The sequence below is a fragment of the Micromonospora sp. WMMD987 genome, from assembly GCF_029581435.1.
Taxonomy (GTDB): domain Bacteria; phylum Actinomycetota; class Actinomycetes; order Mycobacteriales; family Micromonosporaceae; genus Micromonospora; species Micromonospora rifamycinica.
The window spans coordinates 5,286,925-5,302,878 of record NZ_CP120861.1 but is presented as its reverse complement, the minus strand read 5'-3'; the positions used below and the strand labels follow the sequence as shown (position 1 = coordinate 5,302,878).

The following is a 15,954-nucleotide window of genomic DNA, read 5'->3' as shown; positions in this document are numbered from 1 at the left end:
GCGTCGCGGAATGAGTGTGGGTCAGGCGTGCGCGTGCAGCGGCTTGCCGGCCAGGGCCAGGTGCGCCTCGCCCAGGGCCTCGTTCTGGGTCGGGTGGGCGTGCACGAGCTGCGCCACCTCGGCCGGGTAGGCCTCCCAGTTGTAGATGAGCTGCGCCTCGCCGATCAGCTCACCGACCCGGGCTCCGACCATGTGCACGCCGACCACCGGGCCGTCCTCGACCCGGACCAGCTTCACGAAACCGGCGGTCTTGAGGATCTGGCTCTTGCCGTTGCCGCCCAGGTTGTAGTTGTAGACCTTGACCTTGTCGCCGTACTGCTCCTTGGCCTTCGCCTCGGTCAGGCCCACCGACGCAAGCTCCGGGTCGGAGTAGGTGACGCGCGGGATGCCGGCCTCGTCGATCACGGCCGGGTTCAGGCCGGCGATCTCCTCGGCGACGAAGATGCCCTGGGCGAAGCCCCGGTGGGCGAGCTGGAGGCCGGGCACGATGTCGCCGACCGCGTAGACGTTCGGTACGCCGGTGCGCAGCCGCTCGTCGGTCAGCACGTACCCCCGGTCGAGCTTGACGCCCTGCTGCTCGTAGCCGAGGTCGGCGGTGTTCGGCCCTCGGCCGACGGCGACCAGCAGCAGCTCGGCCTCGACGGTCTCGCCGCCGGCGATGGTCAGCTTGACGCCGTTCTCGGTCTTCTCGACCTTCTCGAACGGCTTGCCGACCTTGAAGTTGATCTTCCGCTTGCGGAACGCCCGCTCCAGCGCCTTGGACGACTCCTCGTCCTCGGCGGCCACCAGCCGGGGCAGCGCCTCGACGATGGTCACGTCCACCCCGAAGGACTTCCACACGCTGGCGAACTCGACGCCGATCACGCCGCCGCCCAGCACGATCACCGACGCCGGAACCCGGTCCAGGGTCAGCGCGTGGTCGCTGGTGATGATCCGCTCACCGTCGACCTCCAGGCCGGGCAGGCTCTTGGCGTACGAACCGGAGGCCAGGATCACGTTGCGGCCGGTGTACCGCTTGCCGTCGACCTCGACGACGTTCCTGCCGACCAGCTTGCCGGCGCCCGCCACGAAGGTGATGTTCTTGTTGCTGCCGACCAGCCCCTGCAGACCCTTGTACAGCCGGGAGATCACCCCGTCCTTGTACGCGTTGACCCCGGCCATGTCGATGCCGACCAGCTCGGCCTGGACGCCGAACTGCGCCGACTCACGGGTCTGGTCGGCGATCTCGGCCGCGTGCAGCAGTGCCTTCGTCGGGATGCAGCCGTTGTGCAGGCAGGTGCCGCCGAGCTTGCCCTTCTCGACGAGCGCGACGGAGAGGTCAAGCTGGGCGGCACGCAGCGCCGCCGCGTAGCCGCCGCTGCCACCTCCGAGAATGACGATGTCGAAGGTTGCGTCGTTCGGCTCGCTCACGTCCAACTCCCTGGTCGCTTCGCTGCATCGGGGGGTCACGGGGGGCGGCACGGGCAGACCCCACCTCGGTCATCTTGTCACTTGCCCGTCCGCAGCGCGTACCGAGGTGCCCAACGACACGTCACCGACACGTACTCTTGGCACCGTCGGCGATGATGGACAGGGCGAGAGGAGAAGCCCGGTGGCGCTGTTCCGGCGACGCAAACCGCCGATCCCGGCCAACCGGGACCGGCCGGCCGACCGGGCCGACCTGGACCACCTGGCCGACTTCGCGCGCACCCGGCGGGGTGTCGAGGCGTACCTCGAACCCCGGACCACGATGACCGAGACCACCGTCATCATGATCGCCGACGACGGCGAGTGGACCCGACGGCGCATCGACGGCCCGGACGGTGCCCGCCGCTTCGCGCACGCCCTGGGCATCCCGATCTACGACGTCCGGCTGATGGGCTACCCGCAACGGATGCGCGACTACAACGAACGCCGCAAACGCCGGCCCGAACTGTTCTGACTGCCCCGCCTGGCGTCGCCCCGGTCGCGCGGGGCCGTGTCTCGGTGGGGCCGGCGTCGCGCCCCGGTCGGGCGGGCGCGGACGGGATGCCGGTGGGCACCCCGTCCGCGGGCCGCACCGCCGTCAGCCGTTGGTGGCGACGTCCTCGACCAGTTGCAGCAGGGTGCGGACCGGCACACCGGTGCCGCCCTTGGTCCAGTAGCCGGTGGGCTCGCCCACGTGGTAGCTCGGTCCGGCGATGTCGATGTGCGCCCAGGCCACCCCGTCGGTGACGAACTCGCGCAGGAACACCCCGCCCTGGAGCATGTGACCGGCCCGGTCCATCCCCGCGTTGACCTGCGAGATGTCGGCGACGTCCGAGTCCATGCCCTTGCGTACGTCGTCCGGCAGCGGCATCGGCCAGGCCGGCTCGCCGACCGCGTCGCCGGCCTCCCGTACCCGCTCGCACAGCTCGGGGGTGCCCATCACCCCGGCGATCCGCTTGCCCAGCGCGACCACCTGCCCACCGGTGAGGGTGGAGGTCTCGAACAGGTAGTCGGTGCCGTCGGCGCAGGCCCGGGCCATCGCGTCACCCAGGATCATCCGGCCCTCGGCGTCGGTGTTGAGCACCTCGACCCGCTTGCCGTTGAACATGGTGACCACGTCACCCGGCCGGTAGCTGGTGCCCGACGGCATGTTCTCCGCCATCGGCAGGTACCCGGTCACCGTCACCGACGGCTTGAGCGCGGCGATGGCCAGCATCGCCGCGCCGACGGCCGCCGCGCCGGCCATGTCGGACTTCATCTCCCACATGCCCTGCGCCGACTTGATCGAGATACCGCCGGTGTCGAAGGTGATGCCCTTGCCGACCAGCGCGACCCGCTTGCCGTTGGTCTCGCCCGTCGGGGTCCAGGTCAGCTTGACCAGGCGCGGCGGGGCCTCGGATCCCTGGCCGACGGCGGTGATGCCGCCGTACCCGCCGGCCCGCAGCTCCGCCTCGTCCAGCACCTCGACGTCGAGCCCGGCGGCCCGCGCGGCGGTGGCCACGGCCTCGGCGAAGGCCGGGGGCCGCAGCTCGTTCGGCGCGGTGTTGACCCAGTCCCGGGTGGTCCGCACCGCCCCGGCCACCACGACGGCCCGGTCGACCTCGGCGCGGGCGGTCGGGTCGGCGGCGTCCGGCACGGCGATCAGCACCTCGGCCACCGGCTCCCGCCGGGTCGGCTGCGGCTTGGTCTTGTAACCGGCGAACCGGTAGCCGCCGAGCAGCGCGCCCTCGGCGACCGCGCGGAGCGCGGCCGGGGCGTCGGCGTCGTCCGGCAACGGCAGGCTCAGCGCCACCCGGGGCGCCCCGGCCAGGGCCCGGACCGCCGCGCCGGCCGCCCGGCGCAGGGTCTCCGGGCCGGGGGCGGCACCGGTCGGCTCCGGACCCAGCCCGACCGCCACGACCAGCGGCGCGGTGACGGTGCCCAGCGTGGCCAGCTTGATCACCTCGCCGGGACCGCCGGTCGCGCCGAGCAGGGCGAGCGTCTCGGTCAGTTTGCCGTCGAAGGCGGCGGCGATGCTCTCCGCACCGTCGGCGAGCAGCAGGGTGCCGGTCGGGCCGCTCGTGGCGTCCGGGCCGGTGGTCTGGCTGTGCACGCCGATCACGACCGCGTCGACCGCGAGTTCGGCGGGGTCGGTGTCGACCAGGCTGAGGGTGGTGCTGGACGATGTCACTGAAGCTACTCCGGGCGGGCCGGGCCGGCCGCGTCGTCGCGTACCGGCGGTGTGATGGTCTCCGGCGGCAACCTACCCCGCCGGAACGCGGGTGTGTCCCGCCGACGTGCCGACGGGCCCCGCCGATGCTAACCAGCGGCGCACCCACCGGTAAGTTGCCACCCATGACGGACGTGACCTCCGACGCCGCCGCGACCCGGCTGCGCCGTTCCCCGCTGCACGCGCGACACGCCGCGCTCGGCGCCAAGTTCGCCCCCTTCGGGGGCTGGGAGATGCCGCTGGAGTACGCCGGTGGCGGGGTGCTCAAGGAGCACACGGCGGTACGGACGGCGGTCGGCGTCTTCGACGTCTCGCACCTGGGCAAGGCCCGGGTGAGCGGCCCCGGCGCGGCCCGGTTCGTCAACTCCTGCCTGACCAACGACCTGGACCGGATCGGCGCGGGCCGGGCGCAGTACACGCTCTGCTGCGACGACGCCACCGGCGGGGTGGTCGACGACATCATCGCCTACCGGTACGCCGACGACCACGTCTTCCTCATCCCGAACGCGGCGAACACCGCCGAGGTGGTCCGCCGGCTGCGTGCCGCCGCACCGGCCGGCGTCGAGGTCACCGACGAGCACGAGCGGTACGCGGTGCTGGCCGTGCAGGGTCCGCGCTCCGCCGACCTGCTCGACGCGTTGGGCCTGCCCACCGGGCACGACTACATGAGCTTCTCCCCGGCGACGCTGGCCGACGCCGGGCTGACCGTCTGCCGGACCGGGTACACCGGCGAACTGGGCTACGAACTGGTGGTCCCGGCCGACCACGCGGTCGCGGTGTGGGACGCGCTGTTCGCCGCCGGCACCGGTGTCGGGCTGCGGCCCTGCGGGCTGGGCGCGCGGGACACCCTGCGCACCGAGATGGGCTACCCGCTGCACGGGCAGGACCTCTCCCTGGAGATCACCCCGGTGCAGGGCCGGTCCGGCTGGGCGGTGGGCTGGGACAAGCCGGCCTTCTGGGGCCGTGACGCGCTGCTCGCCGAGAAGACCGCCGGCCCGCGTCGTACGCTGCGCGGCCTGGAGGCCGTCGACCGGGCCATCCCGCGCGCCGGCATGACCGTGTACGTCGGCGACGCCCCGGTCGGCACGGTCACCAGCGGCACCTTCAGCCCCACCCGCAAGCAGGGCATCGCCCTGGCCCTGCTGGACACCACCCCGAAACTCGCCGACGGCGCCCTCGTCGAGGTCGACATCCGCGGCCGCCGCGCCCAGATGCGGGTGACCCGTCCCCCCTTCACCACCCCCTCAGTCCGCTGACCCACCCCCTGCCTCCCACCCCCACGCCGGCTACGGCGGGGCGGGACGGCCCGGGGCGACGACGGGCGGGTGGGGGTCAGTGGGTGGGGTGGGGGCGTTCGCCGGCGTCCAGGACGGCCTGGGTCCAGCCGCCCTCGATGACACCGGTGCCGTCCAGGACGGCCCAGTCGACGACCTCGGCGACCGGCACCACGACGGGGGAGCCGATCCGCACGGTGGGGTCGGTGTTGGCGTCGCTGGCGCTCGCGCCGACGATCCGCTCCGGGGAGTCCCACGAGTTCACCCCGGCCCAGACGTACTCGGGACCGTCGTCGCCGGGCAGGCCGTACTTGACCACCAGCTGTGCCTCCGGGGGCAGCCCGTCGGCGAGGAACCGGGCACGGATGTCGTCCAGCCCGGCGCGGGCGGTGGCGATCGCCCGGCTCATCGCGTCCCCCGAGCGGGCGTACCGGACGTCCGGCTCGATGCCGGAGAACAGGGTCGCGCAGGCCGTCGCGTAGTAGCGGCCGTCCGGCCCCGGATGACCGGGGGGCGGGCGCAGGCTGAGGAACGAGTCGGCCTCCGGGTCGGTCGCCGGGTCCAGCTCCAGGCGCAGCAGCACCGGGGCCGTCGCGCCGTGCTGCTCCGGATTGCCGTACGCCACCGCGATGTCGTGCCCGGTCACCGTGGCCAGCACCGGCAGTTGCACGAACGCCGGCACCTCCTCACCGGCGAGGCCGTCGGTCCAGTCCCGCAGCAGCCGACGGGCCGCCCCGGTCAGCACCGCCCCCCAGGCCCGGGTGAGGTGGTCGGGCACCCCCTGGGTCTGCAACTCCAGCATCCCGAACCGGCGGAGGCCCTTGGTGGTGAACCACAGCCCCTCGGCGTCCGACGAGTAGGGGACCAGCACCCAGTCGACCAGCCGGATCCGGCCCTGCGCGTCCGGCAGCGACCTCAGCGCCGTCGCCGGGTCGAGGAACTGCAACCCGAACACGTCCACCACGTCGCCGTCGACCGATTCGGCCACCGCGGCGGCCACCGCCCGTGCCGCCCACTCGTGCGCGGGCGGCCAACCCGGCCGGTACTCGGCCCGCACCACCACCAGGTGGCTGGCGGCGGCGAGCCGGCCCAGTTGGGCCTCGGTGGCCCCGAAGGCGGTGAGCAGGTCCGGCGGCAGTCGCGGGAACTCGTCGATCGTCCGGGTGTCCACCGACATCAGCGGACTGTCCAGCATCTGCGTGGCGAGGCCGTACACCGGGTCGGCGAGCCGGCCGGCCAGTGCCCGGACCGCGGTCTTCGGGCTCACCCGCGGCAACCCCGCCATCGGCACCAGGTAGGTCGCGCTGAGCGACTCCGGGACCGGTACGGGCAGGAAGTCGTCCGTGATGAGCAAGTCGTCCCCCGGAAGGCCGTGCCGGTGTTGTCGGGGCAAACGCTACCCGCCGGGCCGCGTCGTCCTCAGCCGGACAGCAGCAAGCCCAGGTAGACCAGCGTGGTCACCATCTCCACGGTCGCCCCGAGCACGTCGCCGGTGATCCCGCCGAACCGGCGTACCAGGTGCCGGAGCAGGCCGGTCGCGACGGCGAGGGCGACCAGCACGGCGACCGGCCCCTGCCACGGGCGGCCCGGCACGGCCGGCACCGCCACCAGCGCGACGGCGACCGCGCCGACGACCGGCGCGACCGGACCGACCGTTCCGGCCACCAGCGCGCCGAGTCCGTCGGGGCGGGCCGCCGGCACGCCGCGTCGGCAGGCCAGGGTGACGCCGAGCCGACCGGCGGCGGTGCCGGCCACCACCGCCGCGAGCGTCGCCGGCCACGGCCGCCCGGCCAGCTCCGCGAGCGTCGCCGTCTGGAGCAGCAGTACGACCACCAGGGCGACCACCCCGAACGGTCCCACGTCCGGCTTCTTCATGATCTCCAGCGCCGCCGGGCCCCGCCGGTACGACCCCAGCGCGTCCACGGTGTCGGCCAGCCCGTCCAGGTGAAGCCCCCGGGTGAGCAGGGCCGCCAGCCCGACGGTCGCCGCGGCGGCGACCAGGGGCGGGGTGAGCGCGGCCAGGAGCAGCAGCACCGCGCCGAGCAGCCCACCGAGCAGCGCACCGACCAGCGGGGCGAGCGCCATCGCGGTGCCCGCCGTGGTCCGGTCGATCCGTCCGGTCCGGACCGGGGCGATGGTGAGGGTGGTCAGTGCCAGTCGGAGCCCGTCGCCGCGCCCGGACTCAGCCGGCACGCCGACCGGACGGGTCGCGCTCCGGCTCGACGACACCGCGTCCCGGGCCGGTGCCGTCCGGTCCGGCGGACTCCGCGGCGTCGTGCGCCCCGGCGGGCTGCGCCCCGGCGGCGGTCGGGTCGGGAGTGACGGTGGCCGGGTCGGGAGCGTTGGTCGGGCCGGTGGTGGTCGGCCCGGGGCCGGCCGGCTGCGGCTCAGCGAACTCGGGGGTGACGTCGGGTACGTCGCCCCCGATGCCCTCCGGGTCGGTGGGCTCCGGGGTGGCGCGGCTGAGGCCCGGATCGGTGACGTCCGGGGCGGCGGAACTCCGGGACGGCTCGTCGGGCTCCGGCGGGGTGGGGGTCAGGCCCGGGTCGGTGGCGTCCGGCAGGGTGCCGTCCGGCCCGTCGTCGACGCCGCCGTGGTGCGGGTGGGCGGGCAACGCCCCGGCCAGCGCCAGCACCGAGCGCAGCAGCGGCAACGCGGCCAGCGCGTTCGCCCCCTCGCCGAGGTCGAGTCGCAGCTCCAGCAGCGGGGTCAGGCCGAGCACGTCGGCGGCGAGCCGGACCGCCGGGTGGCCACCGTGGTCGACCAGCAGGCACCAGTGCCGGGCCTGACCGGCCAGGTCCCGGCTGATCATGCCGGCGGCCAGGCCGACCGGCCCGTCGAGCAGCACCGGCACCCGGCGGGCGGTCGCGCCGAGCAGCACGCCGGTCGCCACCGCCACGTCACCGCCGCCCAGCTCGGCCAGGACGTCCTTGGCGTCCCGGGGGGAGCGGCGGGTGCGGTGCAGCGCGTCCCTGACCGTCGCGCACCGCACCATCCAGGCCGCGTCGTCGATCTCGCCGTCGGCCGTGTACACCCGGCCCAGCACGGTCGGGGCCTCCGCTCCCGCGGTCGCGACCAGCACCGCGGCGGCGGCGGCCTCGGTGCCCGCGCCGCACGCCCCCAGCACCAGCAGCCGTACGCCCGCGTCGGCGGCCTCCTCGGCCAGCCGCCAGCCGTAACGCAGGGCCGCCTCGACGGCCTCGACGTCCAGCGCCGGCCCGTGTTCGATCGGTGCGGACGGCGGGGTGTCCACCACCTGGAGGCCGGCCCCGTTCTCGGCGGCCAGCCGGGCCAGTGCCCCGCGTCCGGCCCGCGCCTGCCGGGCCAGCCGGGCCGACTCCCCGGGCAGCGCCCCGGCTGCCGCGCCACCGGCGTGGTCACCGTGCAGCAGCAGCACCCGGACGTCGGTCCACGGTGTGGGCGTCGGGGTGCCCTGGGTGGCGGCGGCGAACTCGACCACCCGTTCCAGCACGCCCAGCCCGGCCCCCGGCAGGTCCAGGGTGCCGAGCCGCTGCACCGCCTGCGGGCCGGCGTACTCGTCGGGCATCGGCAGTTCCATGCCGGGCTGGATGACCAGCCCGGTGTCGACCACCGGCAGTGCCATGGTCGGCGCCGCCCAACTGGTGCCGTCGGCGGCCGGCGTGGCCGGCGTCGTCGGCACGGTGGGGGTCAGTACCTCCGGCAGTGGGGCCGGCGACCGGTCGGCCGCACCCGGGTGCCCGACGGTCGCGCCGGTGCCGGGGAGGGCCGCGTCACCGCCCGGGGTGGCCGGGGCGGGCACGCCGACCGGCCGGGCTGGGGCGGCCGGTTTGAGCCAGGCGGGCTGCCCGGCGACCACCAGCGCCACCGCGTCGCAGGCGTCCGCGACCGCCCGGTTGGCCGCGCCCAGCGCGTCGGTGAACGCCCGGCCGAGCGGGGTGGTGGGCACCAGCGACAGGCCCACCTCCGGGCTGACCAGCACGATCCGCGCCTCGCTGGCGCGTACCGCGTCGGCCAGTTCGGCGATGGTGGCCACATCGTCGGCGGGCTGGTGGGCCGGGTCGAGCAGCACCGTCACCCAGCCGCCGAGGTCGTCCACGAGGACCGTCTCGTTCGGCCCGGCCGAGGCGAGCACGTCGGCCAGCCGGCGCGGATCGTCCGCGGTCTCCTCGGTGGTCCAGCTCCCGGGCCGGCGTTCCCGGTGGGCGGCCAGGCGGGTGGCCCACTCGGTGTCGTCCGGGTCGCCGGCGGCCGACGTCGCCACGTACCGCACGGTGGGCGCGTCGGCCACCAGGGACTCGGCGAACTCCGACTTGCCCGAACGGATACCGCCGAGCACCAGGACCGTGTTCCACCCCTCAACGGACATGCCCGTACCTTAAGGCCGCCCGACCCGGCCGCGCCCGCCGGCCCGGCCGCGTCCCGGGGCGTCGTGGCCGGTCGGGGCCGGGTCGGACCGTCGGCGGTGACGGCGGGTCACCGGCGCGGCCCCGCAGGCCCGCGTCCGGTGCGGTCCGGCACCGGCCGACTACGCTTGCGGGGGTCCGTCCCCCGGGGGACGGCGGAGCGGCGAGGGGAGACGCGGCATGGCGTGGAGCTGGCGGTACGAGGGCACGGACGGCGCGTCGGTCGACGGACCGGCGGACACGTTCAGCAGTCAGGCGGACGCCGAGTCCTGGATCGGCCAGGCCTGGCGGGAACTCGCGGCGTCCGGCGTCACCTCGGTCACGCTCGTCGAGGACGACCGGGTGGACTACCGGATGAGCCTGCTGCCGACGGCGGAGTGATGGCCCACGACCGCCCGGGGGGCGAGCCGCTGGTGCTCGGCGTGCCCCGGGCGGCGTTCCGGCCCAGCCCGGTCTTCCTGGCCCTGGTCGCGCTCTTCGTGACCAGTGGCGTGCTCACCTGGAACGGGGTGGGCAACGTCCGGTTCGACGTGTTCCTCTTCGTCGTCTCCGGCTGGCTGGTCTCGCTCTGCCTGCACGAGTACGCCCACGCGGTGGTCGCCTACCGGGCCGGTGACCGGGACATCGCGCACCGGGGCTACCTGACGTTGAACCCGCTCAAGTACACCCACCCGCTGCTGTCGATCGTGCTGCCGGTGGTGGTGGTGCTGCTCGGCGGCATCGGCCTGCCCGGTGGGGCGGTCTGGGTGGACCGGCACGCCATCCCCGGGCGGCTGCGGCACACCCTGGTCAGTCTCGCCGGCCCGGCGACCAACGTGCTGTTCACCCTGCTGCTGGTGGTGGTGCTACGGGTGGGGATCGGGGTGGGCGGCCCGGTGGAGTTCTGGGCCGGGGTGGCCCTGCTGGCGTTCCTCCAGCTCACCGCGAGCGTACTGAACCTGCTCCCGGTGCCCGGCCTGGACGGCGGCAACATGATCCAGCCGTGGCTCAACCCGCAGTGGCGACGGATGTACGACCTGTTCGCGCCGTTCGGGTTCATCCTGCTCTTCGCCCTGCTGTGGAACCCGCGCATCGGCGGCTGGTTCTTCACCGCCGTCTTCTGGCTCAGCGACCTGCTGGGTCTGCCGCCGTGGCTCTACAGCACCGCGCTGTCCCTGATCCGGTTCTGGCAGACCTGACCGCACCCCGGCCCGGAGCGGGTCCGGGGTGCGGCCGGGCGGGTCAGGGGCGCTTGGCCGGGCTCTCGGTCTTGGCCGGGTCGCGTTCGGTGACCGGGGCGACGATGTCGTCGATGGCCTTGAGCAGGTCCGCCTCCAGGGTCACCCCGGCGGCCTTGACGTTGTCGTGCACCTGGTCGGGGCGGGACGCCCCGATGATCGCCGACGCGACGTTCGGGTTCTGGAGCACCCAGGCGACGGCGAGCTGCGGCATGGTCAGCCCGGCCTGCTCGGCGAGCGGCTTGAGCTGCTGCACCCGGTTCAGCACCTCGTCGTCGAGCCACTTCGCGATGAAGTCCGCGCCCGACTTCTCGTCGGTGGCCCGGGAACCGGCCGGCGGCGGCTGACCCGGCAGGTACTTGCCGGACAGCACGCCCTGGGCCATCGGCGACCAGACGATCTGGGAGATGCCCAGCTCCTCGCTGGCGGGCACCACCTCGGCCTCGATGACCCGCCACAGCATCGAGTACTGCGGCTGGTTGGAGACCAGCGGGATACGCAGCTCCCGGGCGAGGGCGTGCGCCTCGCGCAGTTGCGACGCCTTCCACTCGGAGACGCCGATGTAGTGCGCCTTGCCCGCCCGTACGACGTCGGCGAACGCCTCCATCGTCTCTTCCAGCGGGGTGCTGTAGTCGTACCGGTGGGCCTGGTACAGGTCCACGTGGTCGGTCTGGAGGCGACGCAGCGAGCCGTCGATCGAGGCCATGATGTGCTTACGGGACAGGCCACGGTCGTTGCGGCCCGGTCCGGTCGGCCAGAAGACCTTGGTGAAGATCTCCACCCCCTCCCGGCGTTCCCCGGCGAGGGCCTTGCCGAGCACCGTCTCGGCGCGTGTGCCGGCGTAGGCGTCGGCGGTGTCGAAGGTGGTGATCCCGCTGTCCAGGGCGGCCCGCACGCACGCCAGCGCCGCGTCCTCCTCCACCTGGGAACCGTGGGTGATCCAGTTGCCGTACGAGATCTCGCTGACCATGAGGCCCGAACGGCCAAGGTGACGGAATTCCATGCTGCGACCCTAGCCCCGCCCGGTCCGGGGCACCCGCCGACGCGGTGGTCAGAGCACGGGGTGGGTGTCGGCGAGCAGCCGGTCGATCTCCGCCAGCACCCCGTCCCGGTCGGGGTGCACCGGGCGGATCAGCGGTTCGCCCCGCCGGTCCAGCGCCCCCCAGTGGTCCATCCCGTCACCGACCAGGAACGCCACCGGGTGGATCACCAGGGCCGGGTGCACCGGCCGGACCAGCATCGTGCCGGCGCGGTCGACCACCCCCTGCCGACCGGCGAGCTCCACCACGGCCAGCCCCTCGTCGGTGAAGCCGTCGAGCTGCCGACCGTCGGACAGCGTCGTGGTGATCCCGTGGTAGCGCGGCGGGACGACCAGTCGGCCGTGCCGGTCCACCGCGCCCCAGCCGCCCCGGCGGACGGCCGCCACCCCGGCACGGAACGGGTGGACCTCCTCGAAGCCCGCCGGCACCAGCACGGTCCCGTCGGGCTCGATCGCCGACCAGTCGGCGTCGCCGCCCCGCGACACCCAGGCCAGGCCGTCGGAGAAGGGCAGCACCCGGGTGTACCCGGCGTCGAGCAGGGTGCTGCCGGCCTCGTCGATCAGTTCCCAACCGGTGTGGTCGGGGCGGCGTACCCAGGCCACCTGCTCGTGGAACGGCTGCGCCTCGGCGTACCGGTAGTCGACGACCAGGTCACCGGTGGTGTCCGCGTAGCCCCAGCAGCCCCGGCCGTCGTGGGTGGGCCTCGGCGGTCGGCGACCGTGCCGCACCTCGTCCCGGCTACGCGGGTACGGCCCGAAGCCCGCCCGCGCCGCCGCCCGGGTGTGCACCGCGTCCAGCGCCACCCCGATCCGCTCGGTCAACTCCGGGTCGTCGGCCCGGCGCAGGTCCAGTGCCCGTTCGAAATGCGTGCACGCCTCGATCAGCCGACCCTGGTCGTAGCAGCAGCGGCCGGCGTGCTCGTGCAGGGCCGACCGCAGCCGGTCCGGTAGTTCGGTGGAGTTGGCCTCGGTGAAGAGCCGGTCGGCCTCGGTGAACTCGCCCTTCCAGCGCAACGCCTCGGCCAGCCGTGCCCGGGCCAGCGCGGTCCGCCGCAGTTCCCCGGTCGCCTCGGCGTAGGTCAGGGCGAGCCGGGCGTCGGCCAGCGCGTCGTCCAGGTCGTCGACCAGCCGCGAGGTCACCGCCCGCAGACTGAGCAGCCGGGCGCGGGTCCGGTTGTCCAGGGCCGAGGCGAGCTTCTCGGTCAGCCGGCGTCGGAGGATCCGCAGTTCCGCCGGGTCGTCGACCACCTCGCGCAGGCTCTGCGGGTCCAGCCGCCACCGGTAGCCGGCCAGCACCTGCTCCGGATCGTCCCGGGGTACGGCCGAGGCGGCGTCGGGCTCGTCGGGGGCGGGCACGGTCGACCCCGGTCCCGCGCGGTCCGCGCCGGCCCCGACGGCGGTCGGCTGCGCCGTGCTGCCGGTCGGTTGTGTCGTGGTGCCGGTCGGTTGTGTCGCGGTGCCGGTCGGTTGTGTCGTGGTGCCGCCCGCGCCGACGCTCGTCGCCGGTGCGGCCTCGACCACCGCATCCGGGGTGGCCTGCGGGCTGGTGCCGGTCGAGGTGGCCTGCGGGCCGGTGCCGGCTGGAGCGGTCACCGGGCCGGTGCCGGCTGGAGCGGTCACCGGGCCGGTGCCGGCTGGAGCGGTCACCGGGCCGGTGCCGGCTGGAGCGGTCACCGGGCCGGTGCCGGCTGGAGCGGTCACCGGGCCGGTGCCGGCTGGGGTGGCGCGCGGGCCGGTGCCGGTCGGCTCGGTGGGACTGTCCGTACGGTCGTCGGTCGGGAGCGGAGCACCGCCGGTGGTGTCGACCGGAGCGGACTCCCGGGCCGGGCCGGATCCGGTGTCGGGGGTCGCCGTGCTGAGGTGGTGTTCCGGGGCGTTCCCGGCGGGCGGGTACGGCGGCACCGCCACCTCGACGGCGGCGGTCGTGGGATCCGCCATCGGCACGGGTCCGGTCCCGCCGGGACCGTCGGTGGCGCTGACCGGGCCGCCCCGGTCCGGGGTCGGCCGGGGACCGTGGACGGGACCGGCGTCGGGGGCGTCCACCGGGGAGGCGGACCGGGCCGCCGGTTCCGCGAACCCGGTACCGGCGGCCCGGTCACCGGTGTCGGCGGGTCGGTGGTCGGTGCCGGCGGGTCGGTCCGCGGCAGGTGCGGTCCGGTCGCCGGTGTCGGCGTGGGCGGTTCGGTCGCCGGTGTCGGCACGGGTGGTCCGGTCGCCGGTGTCGGCGTGGGCGGTTCGGTCGCCGGTGTCGGCGTGGGCGGTTCGGTCGCCGGTGTCGGTGGCCGGACCACCGGTACCGGCGTGCGCCGGTCTGCCACCGGCCTCGGTGGTGCCGGTGGCTGGCATGGGCGTCGACCGGCCGGGCCGGAACCAGGCCGCGGAACTGTTCGGCGTGGTGCGGGGCGCGGTGTCCGGCGGGTCGGCGGTGGGCTCCGGCGGCGGCGGGACGTACCGGCGGGGTCGGTCGGGGGTGATCTCCAGACCGCCGGGTCGGCCGGGCGGGGGAGCGGTGGGCGGGTCGGCCGGTGCCGACGCAGCCGGCCGGTGGTCGCCCTGCGTGGGCTGGCGGAACTCGATGTGCAGCCGGGCCGCTGGCGGCGCGGAGATCGGGGCGACGTCGGCCGGACCGACATCGGCCGCCGGCCCCGGGGCCGGCGAGACCGGAACCGAAGAGACCGGCGGGCCGGAGACCGGTGGGCCGGAGACCGGGCGGGTCGGGGGTGGTGCCGCGCCGCCCCGACGGTCCCCGAGGCGTTCCGTCGTCGGGTCCGGGGTGACCCGGGCCGCCGGACGGTCGTCGTAGCGGGCGGGCGGGGGGACCGACCGGTGCGGTTCCGCCGGGCGGCGCTCCGGCCCGGGGTACGGCTGCCGGCCGTCGCGGGCGTGGTCCGGGTCGTGTGCGGGTCGCCGGGTGCCCGTCCGGTCGGTGTCGGTGCGGCTCCACGGCTCGTCGCTCGACGGGGCCGGCGGCGGTGTCGACTCGCGGGGACGGAGGTCGGGGAACGCCTCCGTGCGGGACGCCGCCTCGCGTGGTCGCGGTGGCGGTCGCTCCGCGGGGACGCGTGGGTGCTGCCACCGGTCCTCGGGAATGGGGGAGACCGGCGTCCGGTCGTCGTCGAAGGGCCGGCGGCGGAGGTCGTCGTGGCCCCGGGCGGCGGGTCGTTCGACGGACTTCCGTGCCGGCGACCTGGGTGGTTCGTCCGCCCGGAACCGCGTCGGGAGATCCTGCGCGGGCCGCCGCGTGCCCGGGTGCGGGTCGCGGCGGTCCTCGTCGGCGAACCGCCGATCATGGTGGGTCTCGTCGGCGAACCGCCGATCATGGTGGGTCTCGTCGGCGAACCGCCGATCATGACGGTCCGACTCGGCGAACCGCCGGTCGTGGCGGGTCTCGTCGGTGAGCCGCCGCTCGTGCCCGCGGTCGTCCGGGGTGCGCCGGGCCTGGCCGCCGGTGTCGGGGGTGAGCCCGCCGTCGTCGGGGGCGCGGTGGCCGACGCCGGGGCGTTCGCCGGTGGTGCGCCTGCGGCGGGGGAGCTCGTCGGGCTCGACCGTCCAGCCTGGTTCGACGAACCGGTCGGATCGGCTGTCGCGGGGCGGTTCGTGGCGGGGCGGTTCGTGGCGGGGAGCGGGGGAGACGGGTGCCCGGCCGGGGGACACCGGTGTGACACCGGGAGCGGTGCGCTCCCGGCCGGGTGGGGCGTCGTACCCGTCGGCGCGGTGTCGGTCGGGGGCGGCGCGGTCGGGGGCGCCGCGGTCACGGTGCCACCCGGTGGGAGCCGGGTCGACGGCACCCCGCCGCCGGTCGGACCACCTGGTCCGGCCGGCGTGCCGGTCCGCCTCCGGGTGGCCGTCGAACCGGTCCGCGGTCCGGTCGGCGAGCCGGTCCGTCGCGGGCTGGCGGCGTTCCCGCTGCCAGATCGGCTCGTCCGGGGGCCGGCGGTACGCCTCGTCGACCGGCCGGCGGTACGCGTCGTGGTCGGGGTACCGCTCGTCGCCCGGCTCGTCCTCGCGGGTGGCGCCGTCCTCCTCGTCGGCCCAGGAGCGGCCGAGGTAGGTGCCGTCGGGGCGGGTCGGGGCGAGCGGGGGCACCTCGGCGCGGCCGAAGGCGGTGGCCCGTCCCCGCGGGTCGGCGTACCGGTTGCCGATGTCGCCGGGGTAGCGCTGGCCGCGGAACTGGGGGTGCCACTCGCTGGTCGGCTCGATCACCCAGGACGGTTCCGCCGGGGCGTCCCAGCGGTCGCGCCACCCGCCCGTCACCGGAGGCCCCCGAGTCCACGCGTGCGGCGCGGCCCGATGCCCGGCTCGCGTCGCTCGCTCACGGCGGTGTCACCTCGTTGCAAATTGTGGTGCCGGGCGCCCCGGGATGCCGGTAGAGTCCCCCGTCCGG

The 15,954-nt window shown here is 75.4% G+C and carries 10 protein-coding genes and 1 pseudogene; 4 read left to right on the top strand and 7 right to left on the bottom strand.

Translation table 11 applies throughout. From position 1 onward, the window contains the following. Positions 1 to 21 precede the first annotated feature (21 nt). Positions 22 to 1,449, bottom strand: coding sequence for a dihydrolipoyl dehydrogenase (lpdA, locus tag O7612_RS22290; RefSeq protein ID WP_282273997.1), 1,428 nt, complete (start codon positions 1,447 to 1,449; stop codon positions 22 to 24). A 142-nt stretch (positions 1,450 to 1,591) separates the two neighbouring features. Between lpdA and O7612_RS22285 the strand changes: the two genes are divergently transcribed. Beyond that, positions 1,592 to 1,921: a hypothetical protein gene (locus tag O7612_RS22285; protein ID WP_282267102.1), complete on the top strand. Its 330-nt coding sequence runs from the start codon at positions 1,592 to 1,594 to the stop codon at positions 1,919 to 1,921. A 123-nt stretch (positions 1,922 to 2,044) separates the two neighbouring features. Here the strand turns inward: O7612_RS22285 and O7612_RS22280 are convergent, their stop codons facing one another. Continuing rightward, the gene (locus O7612_RS22280; RefSeq protein ID WP_282267100.1) at positions 2,045 to 3,616 is read right to left on the bottom strand and encodes a leucyl aminopeptidase; all 1,572 of its coding nucleotides are present in this window, start codon (positions 3,614 to 3,616) and stop codon (positions 2,045 to 2,047) included. Between the two features lie 164 nt (positions 3,617 to 3,780). Between O7612_RS22280 and gcvT the strand changes: the two genes are divergently transcribed. Further along, positions 3,781 to 4,911: a glycine cleavage system aminomethyltransferase GcvT gene (gcvT, locus tag O7612_RS22275; protein WP_282267098.1), complete on the top strand. Its 1,131-nt coding sequence runs from the start codon at positions 3,781 to 3,783 to the stop codon at positions 4,909 to 4,911. Positions 4,912 to 4,987: 76 nt separating this feature from the next. Here the strand turns inward: gcvT and O7612_RS22270 are convergent, their stop codons facing one another. From O7612_RS22270 to O7612_RS22260, 3 genes and pseudogenes are all read right to left on the bottom strand, one after another. Beyond that, entirely contained in the window at positions 4,988 to 6,283 is a 1,296-nt protein-coding gene (locus O7612_RS22270; RefSeq protein ID WP_282267097.1) for a DUF2314 domain-containing protein, read from the bottom strand. 65 nt (positions 6,284 to 6,348) lie between these two features. Next, a complete protein-coding gene (gene cobS / locus O7612_RS22265; protein ID WP_282267095.1) occupies positions 6,349 to 7,122 on the bottom strand; it encodes an adenosylcobinamide-GDP ribazoletransferase in 774 nt (257 codons plus the stop codon). Between the two features lie 160 nt (positions 7,123 to 7,282). Then, positions 7,283 to 9,277 (bottom strand): annotated as a pseudogene (locus O7612_RS22260) (bifunctional adenosylcobinamide kinase/adenosylcobinamide-phosphate guanylyltransferase); the annotation flags it as partial. A gap of 217 nt (positions 9,278 to 9,494) precedes the next feature. Between O7612_RS22260 and O7612_RS22255 the strand changes: the two are divergent. Then, positions 9,495 to 9,695, top strand: a complete 201-nt coding sequence (locus O7612_RS22255) for a hypothetical protein (RefSeq protein WP_282267094.1) — start codon at positions 9,495 to 9,497, stop codon at positions 9,693 to 9,695. Further along, the gene (locus tag O7612_RS22250; protein ID WP_067313618.1) at positions 9,695 to 10,492 is read left to right on the top strand and encodes a site-2 protease family protein; all 798 of its coding nucleotides are present in this window, start codon (positions 9,695 to 9,697) and stop codon (positions 10,490 to 10,492) included. The genes O7612_RS22255 and O7612_RS22250 overlap by 1 nt, the downstream gene beginning before the upstream one ends. A 43-nt stretch (positions 10,493 to 10,535) precedes the next feature. Here the strand turns inward: O7612_RS22250 and O7612_RS22245 are convergent, their stop codons facing one another. Continuing rightward, a complete protein-coding gene (locus tag O7612_RS22245) occupies positions 10,536 to 11,534 on the bottom strand; it encodes an aldo/keto reductase family protein (RefSeq protein ID WP_282267091.1) in 999 nt (332 codons plus the stop codon). Between the two features lie 48 nt (positions 11,535 to 11,582). Next, positions 11,583 to 15,824 carry a WG repeat-containing protein gene (locus O7612_RS22240; protein WP_282267089.1) on the bottom strand — a complete coding sequence of 1,414 codons (4,242 nt, stop codon included), beginning with the start codon at positions 15,822 to 15,824 and terminating at the stop codon, positions 11,583 to 11,585. Between the last annotated feature and the right edge of the window lie 130 nt (positions 15,825 to 15,954).

Bases quoted from the DNA above. Each gene is read 5' to 3' on its own strand.
- O7612_RS22245 (WP_282267091.1), bottom strand. From the start codon at position 11,534: ATGGAATTCCGTCACCTTGGCCGTTCGGGCCTCATGGTCAGCGAGATC.
- O7612_RS22255 (WP_282267094.1), top strand. From the start codon at position 9,495: ATGGCGTGGAGCTGGCGGTACGAGGGCACGGACGGCGCGTCGGTCGAC.
- gcvT (WP_282267098.1), top strand. From the start codon at position 3,781: ATGACGGACGTGACCTCCGACGCCGCCGCGACCCGGCTGCGCCGTTCC.
- O7612_RS22250 (WP_067313618.1), top strand. From the start codon at position 9,695: ATGGCCCACGACCGCCCGGGGGGCGAGCCGCTGGTGCTCGGCGTGCCC.